This window comes from Streptomyces sp. NPDC050703 (genome assembly GCF_040654435.1).
Taxonomy (GTDB): domain Bacteria; phylum Actinomycetota; class Actinomycetes; order Streptomycetales; family Streptomycetaceae; genus Streptomyces.
This window is the reverse complement of the sequence record NZ_JBFAHX010000007.1, coordinates 126,994-146,217: the sequence shown is the minus strand read 5'-3', so window position 1 is coordinate 146,217 and position 19,224 is coordinate 126,994. Positions and strand designations below refer to the sequence as shown.

At 71.0% G+C, this 19,224-nt stretch carries 16 protein-coding genes; 11 read left to right on the top strand and 5 right to left on the bottom strand.

What is annotated here, in order from left to right; translation table 11 throughout:
• Positions 1–15 precede the first annotated feature (15 nt).
• From AB0I16_RS09455 to AB0I16_RS09435, 5 genes are all read left to right on the top strand, one after another.
• The gene (locus AB0I16_RS09455; protein WP_363248715.1) at positions 16–2,109 is read left to right on the top strand and encodes a copper resistance protein CopC; all 2,094 of its coding nucleotides are present in this window, start codon (positions 16–18) and stop codon (positions 2,107–2,109) included.
• A gap of 11 nt (positions 2,110–2,120) precedes the next feature.
• Positions 2,121–3,518, top strand: coding sequence for an iron uptake transporter deferrochelatase/peroxidase subunit (efeB, locus tag AB0I16_RS09450; RefSeq protein WP_363248714.1), 1,398 nt, complete (start codon positions 2,121–2,123; stop codon positions 3,516–3,518).
• 130 nt (positions 3,519–3,648) lie between these two features.
• Positions 3,649–4,584 carry a prephenate dehydratase gene (gene pheA, locus AB0I16_RS09445; RefSeq protein WP_062771332.1) on the top strand — a complete coding sequence of 312 codons (936 nt, stop codon included), beginning with the start codon at positions 3,649–3,651 and terminating at the stop codon, positions 4,582–4,584.
• Positions 4,585–5,308: 724 nt separating this feature from the next.
• Positions 5,309–6,586 (top strand): serine--tRNA ligase, encoded by a 1,278-nt coding sequence (gene serS, locus AB0I16_RS09440; RefSeq protein ID WP_363248713.1) that lies wholly within the window; start codon positions 5,309–5,311, stop codon positions 6,584–6,586.
• Complete coding sequence (locus AB0I16_RS09435) at positions 6,583–7,410, top strand: HAD family hydrolase (RefSeq protein ID WP_363248712.1); 828 nt, start codon at positions 6,583–6,585, stop codon at positions 7,408–7,410. Before serS ends, AB0I16_RS09435 begins: the two co-directional genes overlap by 4 nt.
• Before the next feature lie 41 nt (positions 7,411–7,451).
• Here AB0I16_RS09435 and AB0I16_RS09430 read toward each other — a convergent pair whose 3' ends face one another.
• The 4 genes from AB0I16_RS09430 to AB0I16_RS09415 are packed head-to-tail and all read right to left on the bottom strand — an operon-like array spanning position 7,452 to position 10,996.
• Positions 7,452–8,171, bottom strand: a complete 720-nt coding sequence (locus AB0I16_RS09430; protein ID WP_363248711.1) for an ABC transporter permease subunit — start codon at positions 8,169–8,171, stop codon at positions 7,452–7,454.
• A gap of 11 nt (positions 8,172–8,182) precedes the next feature.
• The gene (locus tag AB0I16_RS09425) at positions 8,183–9,094 is read right to left on the bottom strand and encodes an ABC transporter ATP-binding protein (protein ID WP_363248710.1); all 912 of its coding nucleotides are present in this window, start codon (positions 9,092–9,094) and stop codon (positions 8,183–8,185) included.
• A complete protein-coding gene (locus AB0I16_RS09420) occupies positions 9,094–9,975 on the bottom strand; it encodes an ABC transporter permease subunit (RefSeq protein ID WP_363248709.1) in 882 nt (293 codons plus the stop codon). The genes AB0I16_RS09425 and AB0I16_RS09420 overlap by 1 nt, the downstream gene beginning before the upstream one ends.
• The gene (locus AB0I16_RS09415) at positions 9,965–10,996 is read right to left on the bottom strand and encodes an ABC transporter ATP-binding protein (protein ID WP_363248817.1); all 1,032 of its coding nucleotides are present in this window, start codon (positions 10,994–10,996) and stop codon (positions 9,965–9,967) included. Before AB0I16_RS09415 ends, AB0I16_RS09420 begins: the two co-directional genes overlap by 11 nt.
• Before the next feature lie 295 nt (positions 10,997–11,291).
• Between AB0I16_RS09415 and AB0I16_RS09410 the strand changes: the two genes are divergently transcribed.
• The 6 genes from AB0I16_RS09410 (at position 11,292) to AB0I16_RS09385 (ending at position 17,383) form a co-directional block, all read left to right on the top strand.
• Positions 11,292–13,088, top strand: a complete 1,797-nt coding sequence (locus AB0I16_RS09410; protein WP_363248708.1) for an SDR family oxidoreductase — start codon at positions 11,292–11,294, stop codon at positions 13,086–13,088.
• The gene (locus tag AB0I16_RS09405) at positions 13,085–14,032 is read left to right on the top strand and encodes a MerR family transcriptional regulator (RefSeq protein ID WP_363248707.1); all 948 of its coding nucleotides are present in this window, start codon (positions 13,085–13,087) and stop codon (positions 14,030–14,032) included. Before AB0I16_RS09410 ends, AB0I16_RS09405 begins: the two co-directional genes overlap by 4 nt.
• Before the next feature lie 150 nt (positions 14,033–14,182).
• Positions 14,183–14,794, top strand: coding sequence for an RNA 2'-phosphotransferase (locus tag AB0I16_RS09400; RefSeq protein ID WP_363248706.1), 612 nt, complete (start codon positions 14,183–14,185; stop codon positions 14,792–14,794).
• Between the two features lie 111 nt (positions 14,795–14,905).
• Positions 14,906–15,376, top strand: coding sequence for a hypothetical protein (locus AB0I16_RS09395; RefSeq protein ID WP_363248705.1), 471 nt, complete (start codon positions 14,906–14,908; stop codon positions 15,374–15,376).
• Positions 15,377–15,453: 77 nt separating this feature from the next.
• Positions 15,454–16,377: an LLM class flavin-dependent oxidoreductase gene (locus AB0I16_RS09390; protein ID WP_363248704.1), complete on the top strand. Its 924-nt coding sequence runs from the start codon at positions 15,454–15,456 to the stop codon at positions 16,375–16,377.
• Between the two features lie 61 nt (positions 16,378–16,438).
• Positions 16,439–17,383 carry a Cof-type HAD-IIB family hydrolase gene (locus tag AB0I16_RS09385; RefSeq protein ID WP_363248703.1) on the top strand — a complete coding sequence of 315 codons (945 nt, stop codon included), beginning with the start codon at positions 16,439–16,441 and terminating at the stop codon, positions 17,381–17,383.
• A gap of 68 nt (positions 17,384–17,451) precedes the next feature.
• Here the strand turns inward: AB0I16_RS09385 and AB0I16_RS09380 are convergent, their stop codons facing one another.
• Positions 17,452–19,179, bottom strand: a complete 1,728-nt coding sequence (locus tag AB0I16_RS09380) for a GAF domain-containing protein (RefSeq protein ID WP_363248702.1) — start codon at positions 19,177–19,179, stop codon at positions 17,452–17,454.
• Positions 19,180–19,224 lie beyond the last annotated feature (45 nt).

Below are 19,224 nucleotides of genomic sequence, written 5' to 3'. Positions count from 1 at the left end.
ACGGACGGACTGTTGATGGAGACCATCGCTCCCCGCTCCAGGGGCAACGCCGCCCTCTGGCGGCTCGTGCTCGTGCTCATCGCCGCGACCGGCGCCTTCCTCGCCGGAGCCGCGCCGGTCTCCGCGCACGCCGCGCTGACCGGCAGCGACCCGAAGCAGGGAGCGGTGGTCGACAAGGCCCCCGCCCAGGTGAAGCTCACCTTCTCGGAGAAGGTCGCCATGTCGGACGGCTCGGTGCGGGTGCTCGACCCGGCCGGCAAGCGCGTCGACACCGAGAAGATGACCGACCTGGGCGCCAACACCTACGGCGTGAAGCTGCGCCCCGGGCTGCCCGACGGCACCTTCACCGTCGCCTACCAAGTGGTGTCCGCCGACAGCCACCCCATCGCCGGCGCCTTCACGTTCTCCATCGGCGCGCCGTCGGACACCAAGGCGGTCCTGCCCGACCAGGCGGCGGGCGGCGGCCTCGTCGGCGTGCTCTACGACATCGCGCGCTACTTCTCCTACGCCGGGTTCATCCTGGTCGTCGGCGGTGCCGCCTTCGTACTCGGCTGCTGGCCGCGCGGCGCGGGCGTGCGGCCCGTGCAGCGGCTCGTGACGTACGGCTGGGTCACGCTCACCGCCTCCACGCTCGCGCTGCTCCTGCTGCGCGCCCCGTACACCGGCTCGGGCAAGCTCGCCGACGTCTTCGACATGGGCGCGCTCGGTGACGTCCTCAACACCAAGACCGGCGCGGCCCTGGTCTCCCGGCTGCTGCTGCTCGCCGCCGCCGCGCTGTTCATCGCGGTGCTCTTCGGGGCGTACGCGAAGCGGGAGGGTCCCGAAGACGCCGCCGAGAAGAAGGACCTCACCTTCGGGCTCGCCATCGGCGGCGCGGTCGTCGCCATCGGGATCGCGGCGACCTGGGCCATGGCGGAGCACGCCTCGACCGGCATCCAGGCGGGCATCGCGATGCCCGTCGACGTCCTGCACCTGCTGGCCGTCGCCGCCTGGCTCGGCGGGCTCGCGGCCCTGGTCGTGGCGCTGTACCGCACCTCCTCGGTGGAGGCTTCGGCCGTACGGCGGTTCTCGCGCGTGGCGTTCACGAGCGTCGTCGTGCTCGCCGCGACCGGGCTCTACCAGTCGTGGCGGCAGGTCGGCTCGTGGTCGGCGCTCACCGGCACGCGGTACGGCCAGCTCCTCCTCGTCAAGATCGGCCTGGTCGTCGTCCTGGTGGGCGTCGCGGCGGTCTCACGGCGCTGGACGGGGCGCATCACCGCCGAAGCGGACGGAACCGCAACAAAGGCCGCGGAGGGCTCGCGGTCGGCGGTGACGGTTGCTGCGGGGGCGCGTGGGGGTGCGGGTGATGTTGAAGGTGCGGGGTCGGCGGCGGCCGGTGGCTCTGGGGGGTCCGGTGGCTCTGGGGGCACGGGCGGCTCTGGGGACGTTGAGGGCGCCAAGGGCTCCGGGGGTGCTGGGGGCTCGCAGGGCGCGGGCGGCTCTGGAGGGCACGGTCACTCTGGAGGGCCCGGCGGCTCTGGGGGCGCGGGTGGCTCCGCCGAGCGGTCCGCCCAGCTCGCGCGCCAGCGGGCCGCCATGGCCACCGCCCGCGAGAAGCGCGTACGCGACGCCGATCCGCACCGCACCGGCCTGCGCCGCTCGGTGCTCACCGAGGCGGGCGTGGCCATCGCCCTGCTGGCCGTCACGACCGTCCTGACGACCACCGAGCCGGGCCGCACCGAGGAAGAGGCCGCCAAGGCCACCTCCGCGGCGGCGGCCCAGCGCTCGGGCCCGCTCGTCATCAAGGTGCCGTTCGACACGGGCGCCGAGGACGGCAAGGGCACCGTGCAGCTCGACCTCGACCCGGGCCGCGTCGGCGGCAACGACCTCCACGTCTATGTGAAGCGGCCCAACGGCAGCGCCTTCGACGTCCCCGAGGTGAAGGTCTCCTTCACCCTCAAGGCGAAGGACGTGGGCCCGCTGCCCGTGGCCCCTGACCGCATCGCCACCGGACACTGGACCGCGAGCGGGGTGCAGATCCCGATGGCGGGCGACTGGGAGATCAAGGTGACGGTACGGACCTCCGACATCGACCAGGTCACGGTCGACAAGAACGCGCAGATCGGCTGAACGGAAACACCATGGCGGACAACGGGTCCACGGGTACGAGCGGGACCACGGGGAGGGGCGGGCCCACGGGGACCAGCGGGGCGACGAGCCCTCACGGGTCCACGGGGGCCGGCAGGGCGAAGGATGCCGACGGGGCCGCAGGCACCGGCGGCGCCACCGGTCCCGGGCGCCTCTCCAGGCGGCGGCTGCTCGGCACCGCCGGTGCGACCGGTCTCGTGATCGGCGCGGCGGGAGGCGGCGTCGCCGGATACGCGGCGGCGTCCTCCTCCGGCTCGTCCGCCGCCTCCGGCGCGGCCGGGTCCGGCACCGCGCTGGTGTCGCTCGGCGCGGACCGGGTGATGTTTCACGGGAAACATCAGTCCGGCATCACCACGCCCATGCAGTCCCGCGGCCACCTCGTCGCCTTCGACCTGAAGGCGGGCACGGGCCGCAAGGAGGCGGCGGCGCTGCTGCGCCGCTGGTCGCAGGCGGCCGAGCGGCTGATGGCCGGCGACCCGGTCGACGACGACACGGCGGTGGCACGGGACGCGGGCCCGTCCTCGCTCTCGGTCACCTTCGGCTTCGGCGCCTCCTTCTTCGCCCGTACGGGCCTGGAGAAGCAGCGTCCCGCCGCGCTGGAACCGCTGCCCGACTTCTCCTCCGACCACCTGGACAAGGCGCGCAGCAACGGCGACCTGTGGGTGCAGATCGGCGCGAACGATCCGCTGGTGGCGTTCCACGCGCTGCGGGCGCTCCAGCGGGAGGCCGCCGGTGTGGCGCGGGTGCGCTGGCAGATGAACGGCTTCAACCGTTCGCCGGGGGCCACCGCGCACCCGATGACGACCCGCAACCTGATGGGTCAGATCGACGGCACGAACAACCCGAAGCCGTCGGAGAAGGACTTCGACGAGCGGATCTTCGTGCCAGCCGACGGCGACCCCGCCTGGATGGCGGGCGGCTCCTACGTCGTCGTACGCCGTATCCGGATGCTGCTCGACGACTGGGAGAAGCTCGGCCTGAAGGCGCAGGAGGCGGTCATCGGGCGGCACAAGTCGGACGGTTCACCGCTGACCGGCGGCTCGGAGACGACCGAGCCCCAGCTGGAGAAGACGGGTCCCGACGGCAGGGTCGTCATCCCCGTCAACGCGCACGCCCGCATCACCCGGCCGGATCAGAACGGGGGCGCCGCGATGCTGCGCCGCCCGTTCTCGTACCACGACGGCTTCGACTCCCACGGTGAGCCGGACGCGGGGCTGCTCTTCGTCTGCTGGCAGGCGGACCCTCTGCGCGGCTTCGTCCCGGTGCAGCGCAAGCTCGACCGGGGCGACGCCCTCTCGGAGTTCATCCGCCACGAGGCGAGCGGCCTCTACGCGGTACCGGGCGGTGCGGCCAAGGGCGAGTACGTGGGACAGCGGCTGCTGGAGGCATGACCCGGGCGCCTCCTAGGGGGTACGGCCGGACCGTACGCGTGGCACGGGTGTTCGGCGTGGTCACACGGGGGCGGAGGCCGGTCCGTGAGACGCGTGAGCCGTGCCACGTACGGCCCATTAGGGTGACCGTATGTCGGCGATGCGCTACACCTATCTCGGCCCCGAAGGCACGTTCACCGAGGCCGCTCTCCGCACGCTGCCGGAGGCGGCCACCCGGGAGCTCGTCCCGATGGTGTCCGTACCCGCCGCGCTGGACGCGGTCCGCAGCGGTGAGGCTGCGGCGGCCCTCGTGCCGATCGAGAACTCGGTCGAGGGCGGCGTCACGACGACCGTCGACGAACTCGCCAAGGGCGAGCCGTTGATGATCTATCGCGAGGTGGTCCTGCCGATCACGTTCGCGCTGCTCGTGCGCCCCGGCACCCAGTTGACGGACATCAAGACGGTGACCGGCCACCCGGTGGCCCAGCCGCAGGTGCGCAACTGGCTCGCCGCCCATCTGCCGGACGCCCTGTGGGAGTCCGCGGCCTCGAACGCGGACGGCGCGCGCCTCGTCCAGGAGGGCCGCTTCGACGCGGCCTTCGCGGGGAAGTTCGCGGCGGCGACGTACGGCCTCGAACCGCTGGTCAGCGAGATCCACGACGCGGCGAACGCCGCCACCCGCTTCGTCCTGGCCGGTCGCCCCGCCCGCCCGGCCGCGCCGACCGGCGCGGACAAGACCTCGGTGGTCATCTGGCTGGGCGACGACCACCCCGGCGCCCTGCTCGAACTGCTCCAGGAGTTCGCCGTACGGGGCGTCAACCTGATGCGGATCGAGTCCCGCCCGACCGGTCAGGGCATCGGCAACTACTGCTTCTCGGTGGACGCCGAGGGCCACATCACCGACCGCCGCGTCGGCGAGGCGCTGATGGGCCTCAAGCGCATCTGCCCCCAGGTGCGCTTCCTCGGCTCGTACCCGCGGGCCGGGATGACGTCGGCGGACGTACGGCAACTGCGGCCCGGGACGTCGGACGCGGAGTTCGTGGCGGCGTCCGACTGGTTGACGCGCTGCCAGGACGGCCGTTTCTAGCCACCAGATCGGCCATCCGTCCGGCCACCGGTGGCCCCCGCCACCCCGCAGGTGCCCTGCGGACCGTGCATGGTGCCATTCCTACCTGCAGATTTACGTTGTCCACAGAAGTTATCCACAGGGTCGCATTTCGACCTGGGGACAAGTCGACAACGAGGTATGACATGGTCGACAAATCGGTCCACAGGCCCCAAGCCGGTCCACGGTCCCGCACGTCACCCCTGGTCCACCCTTTTCCATTGATCAACTCTTTGAGGCGAACCTTTTCCACTCGAAAGTGGGCCAGGAGGTGGTTTGAGAAGGGATTCCTTCGCCGCGCTTACGGCTTTCGGAATGACCTCTTCCGGCATCCACAGATCTTTCGCACACCCTGTGGATAACTTTGACGAGGCACCCATTCCTGTGGACAACCGGACCGGCCGGAGGCCCCAAGTCCCGCTCCCCACCGGGGGTTGGAGTCAAGGCGGCGCAAGCGTTCTGCCCCATTTCAGGGAGGGCGCCCCTTTTATTGACCGTGCCTCAGCAATGCACACGCGAGAACGCGCGGGGAAGGTTTTCGGCCTACCCCGCTCGCCGTCAGACCGCGCTTCGGATCACCTGGACGCCCCTCCCGACGCGGTCTCGCCCTTTCCGATCTTGTCATTCAGATCCGGCAAAACGGTCATAACGCACCGCTAAGGATATGGAGTCGTGGGCCCGAACCGCGCGACGGTAGCCTTGAGGGGTGATTGACCTTCGCCTGCTCCGTGAGGACCCCGACCGTGTTCGCGCCTCCCAGCGCGCCCGTGGAGAGGACGTCGCGCTCGTCGACGCCCTGCTCTCCGCCGACGAGCGGCGCAGGTCGTCCGGCGTCCGCTTCGACGAGCTGCGCTCCGAGCAGAAGGCGCTCGGCAAGCTGATCCCCAAGGCCTCGCCCGAGGAGAAGCAGGAGCTCCTGAAGAAGGCGGGCGAGCTCTCCGCCGCCGTCAAGGCCGCGGACGCCGCGCAGGACGAGGCCGACGAGGAGACCAAGCAGCTCCTCCAGCGACTCGGCAACATCGTCCACGAGGACGTCCCGGTCGGCGGCGAGGAGGACTTCGTCGTCCTCGACACGATCGGCACCCCGCGCGACTTCGCGGCCGAGGGCTTCGAGCCGAAGGACCACCTGGAGCTCGGCGAGGCGCTCGGCGCCATCGACGTCGAGCGCGGCGCGAAGGTCTCGGGTTCGCGCTTCTACTACCTGACCGGCGTCGGCGCGCTCCTGGAGCTCGCCCTGGTCAACGCGGCGATCGCGCAGGCGACGGAGGCCGGGTTCATCCCGATGCTGACGCCCTCGCTGGTCCGCCCGCGCGCCATGGAGGGCACGGGCTTCCTCGGCCAGGCCGCGGAGAACGTGTACCACCTGGAGAAGGACGACTACTACCTGGTCGGCACCTCCGAGGTCCCCCTCGCGGCGTACCACATGGACGAGATCATCGACGCCGACAAGCTCCCCCTGCGGTACGCGGGCTTCTCGCCCTGCTACCGCCGCGAGGCGGGCACCTACGGCAAGGACACCCGCGGCATCTTCCGCGTGCACCAGTTCGACAAGGTCGAGATGTTCTCGTACGTCGACCCGGCCGACGCCGAGAAAGAGCACCGGCGTCTCCTGGAGTGGGAGAAGCAGTGGCTGACCGGCCTCGGCCTGCCCTTCCAGGTGATCGACGTGGCGACGGGTGACCTCGGCGCCTCGGCCTCGCGCAAGTTCGACTGCGAGGCGTGGATCCCCACGCAGGGCAAGTACCGCGAGCTGACCTCCGCGTCGAACTGCGACGGCTTCCAGGCCCGCCGCCTGTCGATCCGCTACCGCGACGGCAAGAAGGTCCAGCCGCTCTCGACGCTGAACGGCACGCTCTGCGCCGTCCCGCGCACGATCGTGGCGCTCCTGGAGAACCACCAGCAGGCCGACGGCTCCGTATGGGTGCCCGAGGTCCTGCGTCCCTACCTCGGGGGCCGAGAGATCCTGGAGCCCGTCGCCAAGTGAGCCAGCCAGCTCCGGTCACGCCGTCCTTCCCGTACAAGCTGGTCGCGACCGACCTCGACGGGACGCTGCTGCGCTCCGACGGCACAGTGTCGGACCGCACGCGCGACGCCCTCACCGCGGCCACCGCGGCGGGCGCGGCGCACATCGTCGTCACCGGTCGCGCGGTGCCGTGGACGCGGCACATCCTCGACGACCTCGGCTACGACGGCATAGCGGTGTGCGGGCAGGGCGCGCAGGTCTACCACGCGGGTGAGCACCGGCTGCTCACCTCGGTGACGCTCGACCGGCAGCTCGCGGGCCTGGCCCTGGCGAAGATCGAGGCGGAGATCGGCCCGCTGGCCCTCGCCGCGAGCCGCGACGGCATCGACGGCGAGGTCCTGGTCGGCCCGGGGTACGCGGTCCAGGACGGCCCGCTCCCCGTCGTCTCCATGACCGACCCCTCCGACCTGTGGTCGGCCCCGCTGAACAAGGTGTACGTCCAGCACCCCGGCCTCGGCGACGACGCCCTCGCGGCCGTGGCGCACCAGGTGGCCGGGGACCTCGTCGGTGTGACGATGGCCGGTGAGGGCATCGTCGAGCTGCTGCCGCTGGGCCTCACCAAGGCCACCGGCCTCTCCCTCGCGGCCCGCCGCCTGGGCGCGAAGGCCGTGGACACGATCGCCTTCGGCGACATGCCGAACGACATCCCCATGTTCGCCTGGGCGGCCCACGGCGTGGCCATGGCCAACGCCCACGACGAACTCAAGGCAGTGGCCGACGAGGTGACGACGTCGAACGAGACGGACGGCATCGCGGTGGTCCTCGAACGACTGCTCGGCCGCTAGCACCGGGGCCGGTCCGGCCGGCCCCGGCCTCAGCCTTCCTTCTACTCCTCCCCGGCCAGCGTCAGCGACCTGAGCTTCTGGCCCGCGTACCAGGTGGCCGCGATCGTGACGATCACCAGGAGAACCGTCGCCGCCGGCAGGCCCACGTCGGAGGTGATCAGGTCGCCCTTGCCTATCTTCTGGGCCACAGCGAGGGACCACTGCTGCACGCTGAGCGTGCGCGCACCGGCCACCAGCGACCCGAACAGGGCCTCCCAGACCAGGGCGTAGACGAGCCCGAAGACCACGGCGTGCCGGGTGACCGTGCCGAGGAGCAGGAAGATCGCGGCGTATGTGATGGAGGCGACCAGCGCCGCGATCGTGTAGGCCACGGCGATCTGCTGGCCGTTTCCGTTCAGGATCATGCCCGCGATGAACGTGGGTATCGCGGAGAACGCCATGGTCACGGCGATGGCGATGATCAACTTGGTGCAGATGATCGTGGGCCGCTTGACCGGCTTGGAGAGCAGATAGACCACGGACCCGTCGTCTATCTCGGGGCCGATGGCGCCGGTGCCCGCGATGACGCCGATGATGGGCACCATGGTGGCGAGGGCGAAGCCGCCCAGGACGTCGACGGCCACCTGGTCGTCGGCGCCGCTGAAGCCGCGCACCGCGGCGGCGATGACGATCAGCAGGACGGGCAGGGCGAAGAGGATCAGTGCCCGGCGGCGGCCGAGCAGGGCCCGGTAGGTGAGCCGGGCGACAGTGGGGTCGTACATGAAGGCTCCCTTCAGGCCGCGACGAGGTAGGAGAAGACCGATTCGAGGGACTCGTCCGACGGCGAGACCGTGAGGAGCCGGATGCCGTGCTCGCGGGCGACCCGCGGCAGCAGCGTGGTGAACCGGCCGAAGTCGACCGCCTGGATGCGCAACGCGCCCTCCTTGAGATCGACTTCGATCCCGGCCGTCGACGGGTCGGCTATGAGCGCGGCGGCCAGCGCGCGGTCGTCGCTGGAGCGGATCAGATAGCGGTGGGGCCGGTCGGTCATCAGGCGGCGGATCTTGCGGAAGTCACCGCTCGCCGCGTGCCGTCCGGCGACGATCACCTCGATGTGCGAGGCCAGTTGCTCGACCTCTTCGAGGATGTGCGAGGAGAACAGGACGGTGCGGCCCTGGTCGCCCATGGTCCGCAGGAGGTCCATCAGCTGCATGCGCTGGCGGGGGTCCATGCCGTTGAACGGCTCGTCGAGCAGCAGTACCGCGGGATCGTGGACCAGGGCGGACGCCATCTTCACGCGCTGGCGCATGCCCTTGCTGTACGTGGAGATCTTCCGGTCCTGCGCGTACTCCATGTCGACGGTCGCGAGTGCCTTCTTGGCTGCCCGCTCGTCCAGGCCGTGCAGCTCGGCGTTGGCGACGACGAACTCTCGGCCGGTGAGGAAGTCGTACATCGCCTCGCGCTCGGGGACGATGCCGATGTCCTTGTAGATCTCCTCGTTGCGCCAGATCGGCCTGGCGTCGAGCGTGACGCTGCCCGTGGAGGGGGCGAGGAAGCCGCCCATCATGTTGATGAGGGTCGACTTGCCGGCGCCGTTCGGACCGAGGAGGCCGGTGACTCCCGGGCCGATGTTCATGGTGATGTCGTTGACCGCCACCACGTTGCCGAACCAGCGGGAGGTGTGGTCGATGCTGATGGTGGTCACTAGAGGCCGACCTTTCGGTAGCGGCGCGTCAGCGCGCCGTAGCAGCCGGCGATGAGGCCGAGGACGACGAGGACGTAGACCACGCCGACGCCCGACGAGGGTCCGTCCCCGCCGGGGAAGGCGGAGGCCGCGCCGAGGAACGCCGTCTGCACACCGTCGATGAGCGTGATGGGCGAGAAGAGTCCGAGCCAGGCGATGGCGTCCGTGCTGCCCTGTTCGTAGGCGATGGCCTGGACGGTGGAGACCGCGCCATAGGTGATGGTCAGGACGGCGATGACGGCCGCGATGCCGAAGCCGCGGCGCGGCGTGATCGCCGATATGACGAGGGCGATGCCGGAGAAGAGGAGCGAGAGCAGTGCCACGGAGACCAATCCCTGGCCGAAGCCCTTCGTCTGGTCCAGGAAGTCCAGCTTGGCGAGCAGCGCTCCGACGTAGAGCACGAGCAGCGGCGCGGCGGTGAGGACGAAGAGGGCGGAGGTCATGGCGGCGAACTTCGCGAGGACGTAGTCCCCGCGCTCTATCGGCCGTGAGAAGTAGAGGGGCACTGTCTTGAAGCGCAGGTCGCGGGAGACGGTCTGCGGCGCCTGGGCGGCGAGGAAGAGGCTGATGACGGCCTGCATCACGATCGCGTAGCGCGTGTAGTCGACGGGGAGGTCCTTGGTCTTCGCCGCCACGGCGACGGCCACCATGATCGCGGCCGGCAGGCACATCACCGCGAAGAGGATCATGGGCAGGACCTTGGACTTGGCGGAACGCCCGAGTCCGTACGCGCCGCGCAGGCTCTGGGAGAAGAGTGAGCGGCGGGCATAGGCACGGCCGAGCCGCGGTCCTTCGTAGTCGCGGTAGCCGATGTTGTGGATCTGGGTGGACTCAACGCTCATCGCGCCCGCCTCCTGTCTGCTGTGCGGCCGCGGTCGGGGCGGGGACCGCCACGGGGCCGGAAGCCGGCTCCGGCCGTGCCGTGCCCTTGTCCTTGTCCTTGTCCTTGAAGACCTCCGCGATGTGGTGCCTGCGCTGCTCCATCCGGACCAGGCCGAGCCCGAGGTCCGCGACGAGGTCACGCACGAGGTCGTACGTCTCCTCGCCCTCGGCGGTGAGCAGGATCGTGTGACCGGCGCCGGGCAGGTCACCACCGGTCTCCGTCTCCATACCGCGCTCGTGCAGGGCCTCGCGCAACGCCCGAGTGCCGTCGGGGCACGCGTCGGAATCGGTGACCTCGACGGCCAGCGTCGTGGTGGTCTGCGTGAAGTCGGTGGTGGAGCTGGAGCGCAGCAGCTTGCCACCGTCGATGACGACGACGTGGTCGCAGGTGCGCTCCAGCTCGCCGAGGAGGTGCGAGGTGACAAGGACCGAGATGCCGAAGTCGGTGTGGACGCGGCGGATCAGGCCGAGCATCTCGTCGCGCCCGACCGGGTCCAGGCCGTTCGTCGGCTCGTCGAGGAAGACCAGCTGGGGGTCGTGGACCAGGGCCTGGGCGAGCTTGACGCGCTGCTTCATGCCCGTCGAGTAGCCGCCCATCGGGCGGTACCTCTCCTCGTAGAGACCGACGTGCCGCAGGGTGTCCGCGGTGCGCTCGCGGGCCGCGGTGGGCGGGAGCCCCGACATGCGCGCCATGTGGACGACGAACTCGGTGGCCGAGACATCGGGCGGCAGGCAGTCGTGCTCGGGCATGTACCCGACGCGCTCGCGGATCTGGCCGCCGCTGGTGGCGACGTCGAGGCCGAGCACGGCGGCGCGGCCCTCCGTGGCGGGGGACAGACCCAGCAGGATCTTGATCAGTGTGGACTTGCCGGCTCCATTGGCCCCGACGAGTCCGGTCACACCGGGCCCGATATCCATGGAGAGCCGGTCAAGCGCGGTCACCCTCGGGAACCGCTTGCTCAGGCTTTCGGTCGCGATCACAGTCACGGTTCGAAGGTAGTGGCGCGGACCACACCAGTCGTCAGACCACGGTCTTGCGCTGCCCTCACTCTGGAGTATTACGGGCCCGTAGGGGTCGTCCGGAGGTCGCCCCCTGGGGGAACTCCCGGACCTGTCCCGGGCCGTCCGGTGGACCTCTTGACGCAGCCGCCGGGCATTGTCACATTCATCAGTGTCAAGTTACGAGCACGTACGGCGATGGTCGGCACGGGCCCGGAACGCACGGGCCGGACACGGGACGGACGGTGGCATGACCGCACGAGGCGCAACGGGCCGTATGAGGACCGGAGCAGGGAGCCGGGGCACCGAGGGCATCGAGGGAGCGCGCGAGCGCCGGGTGCGTACGGGCGGCGTGGAGCTGTGTGTCGCCGAGCTGGGCGACCCCGAGCGGCCCACGGTCGTGCTCGTCCACGGCTATCCGGACTCCAAGGAGGTCTGGACCGAGGTCGCCCGGCGGCTCGCGGACGACGGCGGCTTCCACGTCGTGCTGTACGACGTGCGCGGACACGGCGGGTCGACCGCACCTAAGCCACTGCGCGGCGGCTTCACCCTGGAGAAGCTGACCGACGACTTCGTGGCGGTGATCGACGCGGTGAGCCCGGATGAGCCGGTGCACGTGGTCGGGCACGACTGGGGCTCGGTGCAGTCCTGGGAGTTCGTCACGGTCCAGCGCACCGAGGGCCGCATCGCTTCCTTCACGTCGATATCGGGCCCCTCGCTCGACCACTTCGGGCACTGGATCCAGAAGCGCGTGGCCCGGCCGACCCCGCGCCGCGTGGGCCAACTCCTCGGCCAGGGAGCCAAGTCCTGGTATGTGTACGCGCTGCATACGCCGGCCCTGCCGGAGCTGGCCTGGCGCGGTCCTCTCGGCAAGCGGTGGCCGAAGATCCTGGAGCGCGTGGAGAAGGTCCCCGCCGGCGACTATCCGACGTCCTCGCTGCCCAGGGACGCGGCGCACGGAGCCTGGCTGTACCGCGACAACGTCCGCGCGAGACTGCGCAGGCCGCGCGCCGATGCCTACGCCCACGCGCCCGTGCAGCTCATCATGCCCTCGGGGGACGTGTTCCTCTCCGAGCGCCTCTATGACGAGCTGGGCGCCTGGGTTCCGCGGCTGGTCCGGCGCACCCTGCCCGCCAAGCACTGGGTGCCCCGCACCCGCCCCGACCAAGTGGCCGCCTGGGTGTCCGAGTTCGTGACGGCCAACGAGGGCGGTGCGGCCCCGGGTGACCGCATGGCCACGGGGAAGTACGCCGACCGGTTCGGCGGTCAGCTCGTCCTGGTCACGGGCGCGGGTGGCGGCATCGGGCGGGCCACGGCCGTCGCGTTCGCCGAGGCCGGAGCGCGCGTGGTGGCCGTCGACCGGAACGCGGAGGGCGCGGCCCGTACGGCGGAGCTGGCGCGGTCGATCGGCGCACCCGAGGCCTGGGCCGAAACGGTCGACGTCTCCGACGAGCAGGCCATGGAGAAGCTCGCCGAGAAGGTCGTCACGGAGTACGGCGTCGTCGACGTCCTGGTGAACAACGCGGGCATCGGCCTCTCCGGCCCCTTCCTCGCCACCAGTACGGAGGACTGGCGGAAGGTCCTCGACGTCAACCTGTGGGGTGTCATCCACGGCTGCCGGCTCTTCGGCAGGCAGATGGCCGAGCGGGGCCAGGGCGGTCACATCGTCAACATGGCGTCGGCGGCGGCGTTCCAGCCCTCCAGGACGCTGCCCGCCTACAGCACATCGAAGGCCGGGGTCCTCATGCTCAGCGAGTGCCTGCGCGCGGAGCTGGCGGGCCAGGACATCGGGGTCTCCGCGATCTGCCCCGGCATCGTCAACACCGGCATCACCTCGACCGCGCGCTTCCTCGGTGTCGACGCCGAGGAGGAGAAGCGCCGCCAGGAGCGGAGTGCCCGGCTCTACGGCCTGCGCAACTACCCGCCGGAGAAGGTCGCCGACGCGGTCCTGCGCGCCGTCGCCGAGAACCGGGCGGTGGTCCCGGTCACCCCGGAGGCACGGGGTGCCCGGCTCCTGTCCCGCTTCGCCCCCAAGGCCCTGCGCGCAGTCGCCAGGTTGGAGCCCCCGCTGTGAACACGGAGGAGCACCGCCGGTCCGAGTACCGCATCGAGGACCTGGCCCACCACAGCGGGACGACGGTCCGCACGATCCGGGCCTACCAGGACCGCGGGCTGCTCCCCCGCCCAGAGCGCCGCGGCAGGGCCAACGTCTACGGCGAGGCCCACTTGGCGCGGCTGCGGCAGATAGCCGGCCTGCTGGACCGCGGGTACACCCTGGCGTCCATCAAGGAGCTCCTGGAGGCTTGGGACGCGGGCCGGGGCCTCGGCGGGGTGCTCGGTCTGGCCGTGGAGGTGGACGGGCCGTGGACGGACGAGAGGGCCGACCGGATATCCCGTGCCGAACTGGACGCGGCCTTCGGTGGCGTACCGGACGAGGAGGCGGTCGCGGAAGCGGTAGCGCTGGGCGTGCTGGAGCCGATATCAGGGCGTGAGGACGAGTTCCTGGTCCCCAGCCCACAAGAGCTGGCGGTGGCTGTGGAGTTGCACGCGGCCGGAGTTCCGCTGTCCGCGATCTCCCGCCACTTGCGGGAGTTGCGGGGACAGGTCGAGCACATAGCCTGCCGCTTCCTGGAGTTCACCACGGAACACGTCTTCGCACGCTGTCTCGGGAACCACCCGCCGAACGAGGCCGATGCGACCGAAGCCGCTGACCTCGTACGGCGTCTGTGGCCGCTCGCGCAGCAGTCGGTCGACGCGGAACTGGCGCGCGCGATGCGGCTGTTCGCCACTCAGCACCTCCGCCGGCATCTGGAGCCCGGCCGCCTCGCGCAGGACGTTGCCGGCACCGTCGCCGTCGACCTGCCGGCCCCCACAATGCGGGCCGTAAGCGCACTGGTTGGGGCCGACCGGGCAGCGGAATTTGTTGCCGCGGCTGCTGAACGAGAGGTGCGGGCACGGCGCTTGGACGCGCTTGCGGCAAGGCACAGCCAGAAGGGCCAAGTTAGGCAAAAGCCTTAAATTGCACGCCAGTTATCCACAGAATTATCAATAGGGCTGTGGATAACCGCACTTGGTTGTGGATCAAACCTTGGAGGGAAAATTGATGGATGAAAAGTCGGTGGACGAAAATCGAGTGCGCGGGAAACGGATCACCGCGACGCTGAGCAGATGAAAGAAGAAGCGCCCTCGCCGGACGAGAGCACGTACCCGCGAGCGAACCGGCCTCCCGTGCCGGACGAACGGCGCACCGTGAAGGTGTCCAAGTACCTGTCGAAGCACCTGCGCCACGACCCCGGGCGGATCGGGATCACGCTCGACGAGCACGGCTGGGTGGAGATCGACGTGCTGCTCGCCGCCGCTGCCGCGCACCGCTTCCCGTTCAGCCGGGCCGAGCTGGACCACGTGGTGGCCGTCAACGACAAGCAGCGCTTCGCTGTGAAGGACGGCCGTATCCGCGCCAGCCAGGGCCACTCCGTCGCCGTCGACCTCGGCCTGCCCCCTGCTACGCCGCCCGCCCGCCTGTTCCACGGCACCGTGGCGGCCCGGCTGGCCGCCATCCGGGCCGAGGGGCTGCGGCCGATGAACCGGCACGCCGTGCATCTCTCGGCGGACCGCGAGACCGCGGGGCGCGTCGGTGCCCGGCGGGGGCGGCCCGTCATCCTGTCCGTCGACACCGGGGCGATGCACCGCGACGGCCACGTCTTCCATCTGAGCGCCAACGGGGTATGGCTCACCGCCGCCGTCCCGCCCCGCTACCTCCACTTCCCCGGGCCCCGCTGACCAGCTGACCATCTGAGCGACTCAGCGACTCAGCGACTGAAGGACCGAACGAGGAAACCCCAGCGCATCTGCCCTGTGCCGACTGCCCCGTGCCGACTGTTCCGGGCGGGCATGATCGTCTTTATGGAGCATCTGCACAGCAACGAGGCTGCCGTCGACGCACTGCGCGAGGTCGCCCGCGAGTACAACCGGGAGATCGAGGTCTCGCACGACATCGGCGCCGACCAGACGACGCGCCGCTCCGCCGCGGGGATCGGTGTGACGACGGACCCGGACGGTTCGCTGCCGCACGAGGCGCTGGTGGAATTCGGCGGCTCGCCCCGCCTCATGGTGCGGCTCTATCCCGAGGACGACGGCGACGCCGACGCCCTCATCACCGTCGAGGACGTCGAGTGCCACGACATCCCGCGCGACCAGGTGCCCGCCTTCGTGCGGTCGGTCTTCGGCGGCCTCGCCCACGTCAGGGCCAAGCGCTTCCCGCCCGGCTACCGCCTGGTCGTGCCGCTGCCCGGCGACGAGACGTACACGGAGTACATCCCGATGGTGCTGCTCACCCCATGGCTCAGCTCCCGGGTCCGCTGAGCGAGCGGTCGGCCACCGTTCCCTGGACCCCTGAACCGCTGAGCGACGGGGCGGCGGGCGGACATACGCTCGGACGTATGAATCTGCGTCTGAGCACCGTGATCCTCCCCGTCCGCCGTTGGCACGAGGGGGGAAGGGAGCGCTGGCAGCGCGCGGAGGAACTCGGCTTCCACACCGCGTACACGTATGACCACCTGTCCTGGCGGAGTTTCCGTGACGGGCCCTGGTTCGGGGCGGTGCCCACGCTGACCGCCGCCGCGGCGGCCACCGAGCGGATTCGCCTCGGCACGCTCGTCACCTCACCCAACTTCCGGCACCCGGTGACCCTCGCCAAGGAGCTGATCACCCTCGACGACGTGTCGAACGGCCGGATCACCCTCGGCATCGGCGCGGGCGGCAACGGGTTCGACGCGACGGCGCTGCGCGCGAGCGGCGAGGAGCCCTGGACGCCCCGCGAGCGGGCCGACCACTTCGGCGAGTTCCTGCCCCTGCTCGACCGACTTCTCACCGAGGACGTCGTCTCGTACGACGGAACGCACTACTCCGCCACCGAGGTACGGAACATCCCCGGCTGTGTGCAGCGCCCGCGGCTGCCCTTCGCCGTGGCCGCGACCGGGCCGCGCGGACTGCGGCTCGCCGCGCGCCACGGACAGGCCTGGGTCACCACGGGCGATCCGAAGCTCTTCGAATCCGGCACCCCGGACCAGTCACTTCACGCCATCCGCGGACAGGTCGAGAAGCTCGCCGCCGCCTGTGACGAGATCGGCCGCGATGTCGCCGGCGTCGGCAGGATCCTGCTGACCGGATTCACGCCCGACCGCCCCCTGGACTCCTTCGACGCCTTCGTCGACTTCGCCGGCCGCCACGCCGACCTGGGCTTCGACGAGATCGTCGTGCACTGGCCGCTGCCCGGCACCTACTTCGCGGCGGACGAGAAGGTCTTCGAGCGGATCGCCCTGGAGGCACCGGGCCAGTTGAACACGGACGGGATCACGCCCTGACGGCTCTCAGATGTGCGCCCCACCGCACGCACGTGCACGTCTGTGCGAGACAATCGGTGGCGTGACCTCAGCTACCCCAGGGCCCCAGACCCCCGCCCCGTACACGACGGCCAGGACCGACCGGTCCGACCGCACCGGGTCGCGTCCGCGTCCGCGGCTGATCGCCACGGACCTGGACGGCACGCTGCTGCGCGACGACAAGACGGTCTCCGACCGCACGGTCGCCGCACTGGCCGCCGCCGAGGCCGCCGGGATCGAGGTCTTCTTCGTGACCGGCCGGCCGGCCCGCTGGATGGACGTCGTCAGCGCCCACGTCCACGGTCACGGCCTCGCCATCTGCGGAAACGGCGCGGCGGTGGTCGACCTGCACGGTGGCCCCGGCACCCACAGCTTCGTCAAGATCCGCGCGATGGACCGGGAGTGCGCCCTCGACGTCGTCCGCAGGGTGCGTGCCGCGTCGCCGGGCACGTCCTTCGCGGTGGAGCGGACCGGGGGCCTGCACCACGAGGAAACGTATCCGCCCCTGCACATGGAGCCCGGCGAGAGCGTCGCGCCCGCCGAGAAGCTCCTCGCGGAGATCCCCACGGACCCCGCGGTGGCCGAGCAGCCCGTGCTCAAGATCCTCGCCTTCCACCCGGAGCTCGCGCCCGACGACTTCCTGGTGGTGGCGCGGGCGGCCGTCGGCGACCGGGCGACGGTCACCCGCTCAAGCCCCAGCGCGCTCCTGGAGATCAGCGGCCCCGGTGTCTCCAAGGCCAGCACGCTGGAGCTGTGCTGCGCCGAGCGCGGCATCACGCCCGCCGAGGTCGTCGCCTTCGGGGACATGCCCAACGACATAGAGATGCTGAGCTGGGCGGGCACGTCGTACGCGATGGGCAACGCCCACCCGGACGTCATCGCCGCCGCCTCCGGCAGCACGGTCGCCAACAACGACGACGGCGTGGCCGTGATCATCGAGCAGATCCTCGCCGACCACCACCCCGAGGCCCAGCGGCCTCTGGACTGACACACGCACGGCCCAGCACGGCCCAGCGGCCTCTGGACCGACACACACGGCCCCACGCCCGAGCCGGGCTAGTACGGGGCCTGCCAGACGACCGTCGTGCCGCCGCCGGCATCGGCGGTGCCCGGCCCGTACCAGCTGTCGCCGCCCAGGGACTCGGCCCGCCGTTTGAGGTTCTTCAGGCCGCTGCGCCGACCGCCCTCGGCGATGCCCACGCCGTCGTCGGCGACGGTCAGGCGTACGCCCCGGCCTCCGCCCGGCAGCGTCACCGTCGCGTCGACGACCACGTCGATACGGGTGGCCCGCGCATGGCGGAACGCGTTGGAGAGGGCTTCCCGCAGAGCCGCGATGAGGTTCTTGCCGGTCAGTTCGCCGACCATGGTGTCGACGGGGCCCACGAAGCGGTGCGACGGCTTGAAGCCGAGCGGGACGGCGGCCATGTTGATCTCCCGGAGCACCCGGGTGCGCAGCCCCGACGGTGCCTCGGCCGGGCCCTGCTGCAGCGCGAAGATCGCCGTACGGATCTCCTGGATGGTCACGTCGAGTTCGTCGGCGGCCTTGCCCACACCGGCCCGCACCTCCGGCACGGCCGACCGCCGCTGGGCGCTCTCCAGCATCATGCCGGTGGCGAACAGCCGCTGGATGACGAGGTCGTGCAGGTCCCTGGCGATACGGTCGCGGTCCTCGTAGACCGCGAGGCGCTCACGGTCCCGCTGGGTGTCGGCCATCATCAGCGCGAGCGCGGCCTGCGAGGCGAACTGGACGGCGAGTGTCCGCTCGGCCTCGCTGAACTGGCGTGCGCCACGCGCGCGTGGCGTGGCGAGCGTCCCCAGGACACGGCCGCCGCTCCGCAGCGGGAGCAGCATGACGGGGCCGTAGCGGTCGGCCAGCTCCGTCATGACCCGGGGGTCGCCCGCCACGTCGTCGATGAAGACGGGTTCTCCCGCGAGGAGCTGGGAGACGATGCGGCTCTCCGGGGGGACGGTCATGCCGAGCGCCCCGATGGGCTCCGCCGATGAGACCGCGACGACCTCCATGCCACCCTCGTCGTCGGGCAGCAGCACGATCCCCGCGTCCGAGTCCGCGAGGCGCCTGGCCTGTTCGGCCACGACGGCGAGGGCGTCCTCCGCGTCACTGCCGGACAGCAGGGCCGTGGTGACCGCGACCGATCCGTCGATCCAGCGCTCGCGCTGCTTGGCGGCCTCGTACAGGCGCGCGTTGCCGATGGCGATGCCCGCCTCGGCGGCGAGGACGCGCACCATGTGGACGTCGTCGTCGTTGAACTCGGCCCCGTCCCGCTTCTCCGTCAGATAGAGGTTGCCGAAGATCTCCCCCTGTACGCGGATCGGCACCCCGAGGAAGGTCCGCATCGGCGGGTGGTGGGCCGGGAAACCGCAGGAGCGGGGGTCGGAGGAGAGGTCGGAGAGGCGCAGTGTCCTCGGCTGGTGGATCAGCGCGCCGAGCAGGCCCCTGTGCCCGTCGGGCAGCCGCCCGATGCGGTCGGCCGCCTCCTCGCCGATGCCGTGGTGGACGAAGTCGGAGAGCCCTTCGCCGTTCTCGGCGACCACACCGATCGCCGCGTAGCGGGCGTCCGCGAGTTCGGCGGCGGTCTCGCAGATGCGGTCCAGGGTGACGTGGAGCTCCAGCCCCGTACCCACCGACCGCATGGCTTCGAGGAGCTGCGGCACCCGCTTGGCCAGCTCGGGCGAGAGCCCCTGGAGGCCGTGCGCCGCCGCCTGCCCCGGGCTGGATGTGCCGTCGGGGAGCGGTGCGTCGGCGGAGGCCGGGGGTACGGACATGACTTTGAGCCTAGTTAGTCCCATTTGCGGGGGAAAGTCGGAGCC

What these genes read in the sequence shown, in the direction of transcription:
- AB0I16_RS09390 (WP_363248704.1), top strand. Translation starts at nt 15,454, where the DNA reads ATGAATCTGCGTCTGAGCACCGTGATCCTCCCCGTCCGCCGTTGGCAC.
- AB0I16_RS09420 (WP_363248709.1), bottom strand. Translation starts at nt 9,975, where the DNA reads ATGAGCGTTGAGTCCACCCAGATCCACAACATCGGCTACCGCGACTAC.
- pheA (WP_062771332.1), top strand. Translation starts at nt 3,649, where the DNA reads ATGTCGGCGATGCGCTACACCTATCTCGGCCCCGAAGGCACGTTCACC.
- AB0I16_RS09455 (WP_363248715.1), top strand. Translation starts at nt 16, where the DNA reads ATGGAGACCATCGCTCCCCGCTCCAGGGGCAACGCCGCCCTCTGGCGG.
- AB0I16_RS09380 (WP_363248702.1), bottom strand. Translation starts at nt 19,179, where the DNA reads ATGTCCGTACCCCCGGCCTCCGCCGACGCACCGCTCCCCGACGGCACA.
- AB0I16_RS09430 (WP_363248711.1), bottom strand. Translation starts at nt 8,171, where the DNA reads ATGTACGACCCCACTGTCGCCCGGCTCACCTACCGGGCCCTGCTCGGC.
- efeB (WP_363248714.1), top strand. Translation starts at nt 2,121, where the DNA reads ATGGCGGACAACGGGTCCACGGGTACGAGCGGGACCACGGGGAGGGGC.
- AB0I16_RS09410 (WP_363248708.1), top strand. Translation starts at nt 11,292, where the DNA reads ATGAGGACCGGAGCAGGGAGCCGGGGCACCGAGGGCATCGAGGGAGCG.
- AB0I16_RS09395 (WP_363248705.1), top strand. Translation starts at nt 14,906, where the DNA reads ATGATCGTCTTTATGGAGCATCTGCACAGCAACGAGGCTGCCGTCGAC.
- AB0I16_RS09400 (WP_363248706.1), top strand. Translation starts at nt 14,183, where the DNA reads ATGAAAGAAGAAGCGCCCTCGCCGGACGAGAGCACGTACCCGCGAGCG.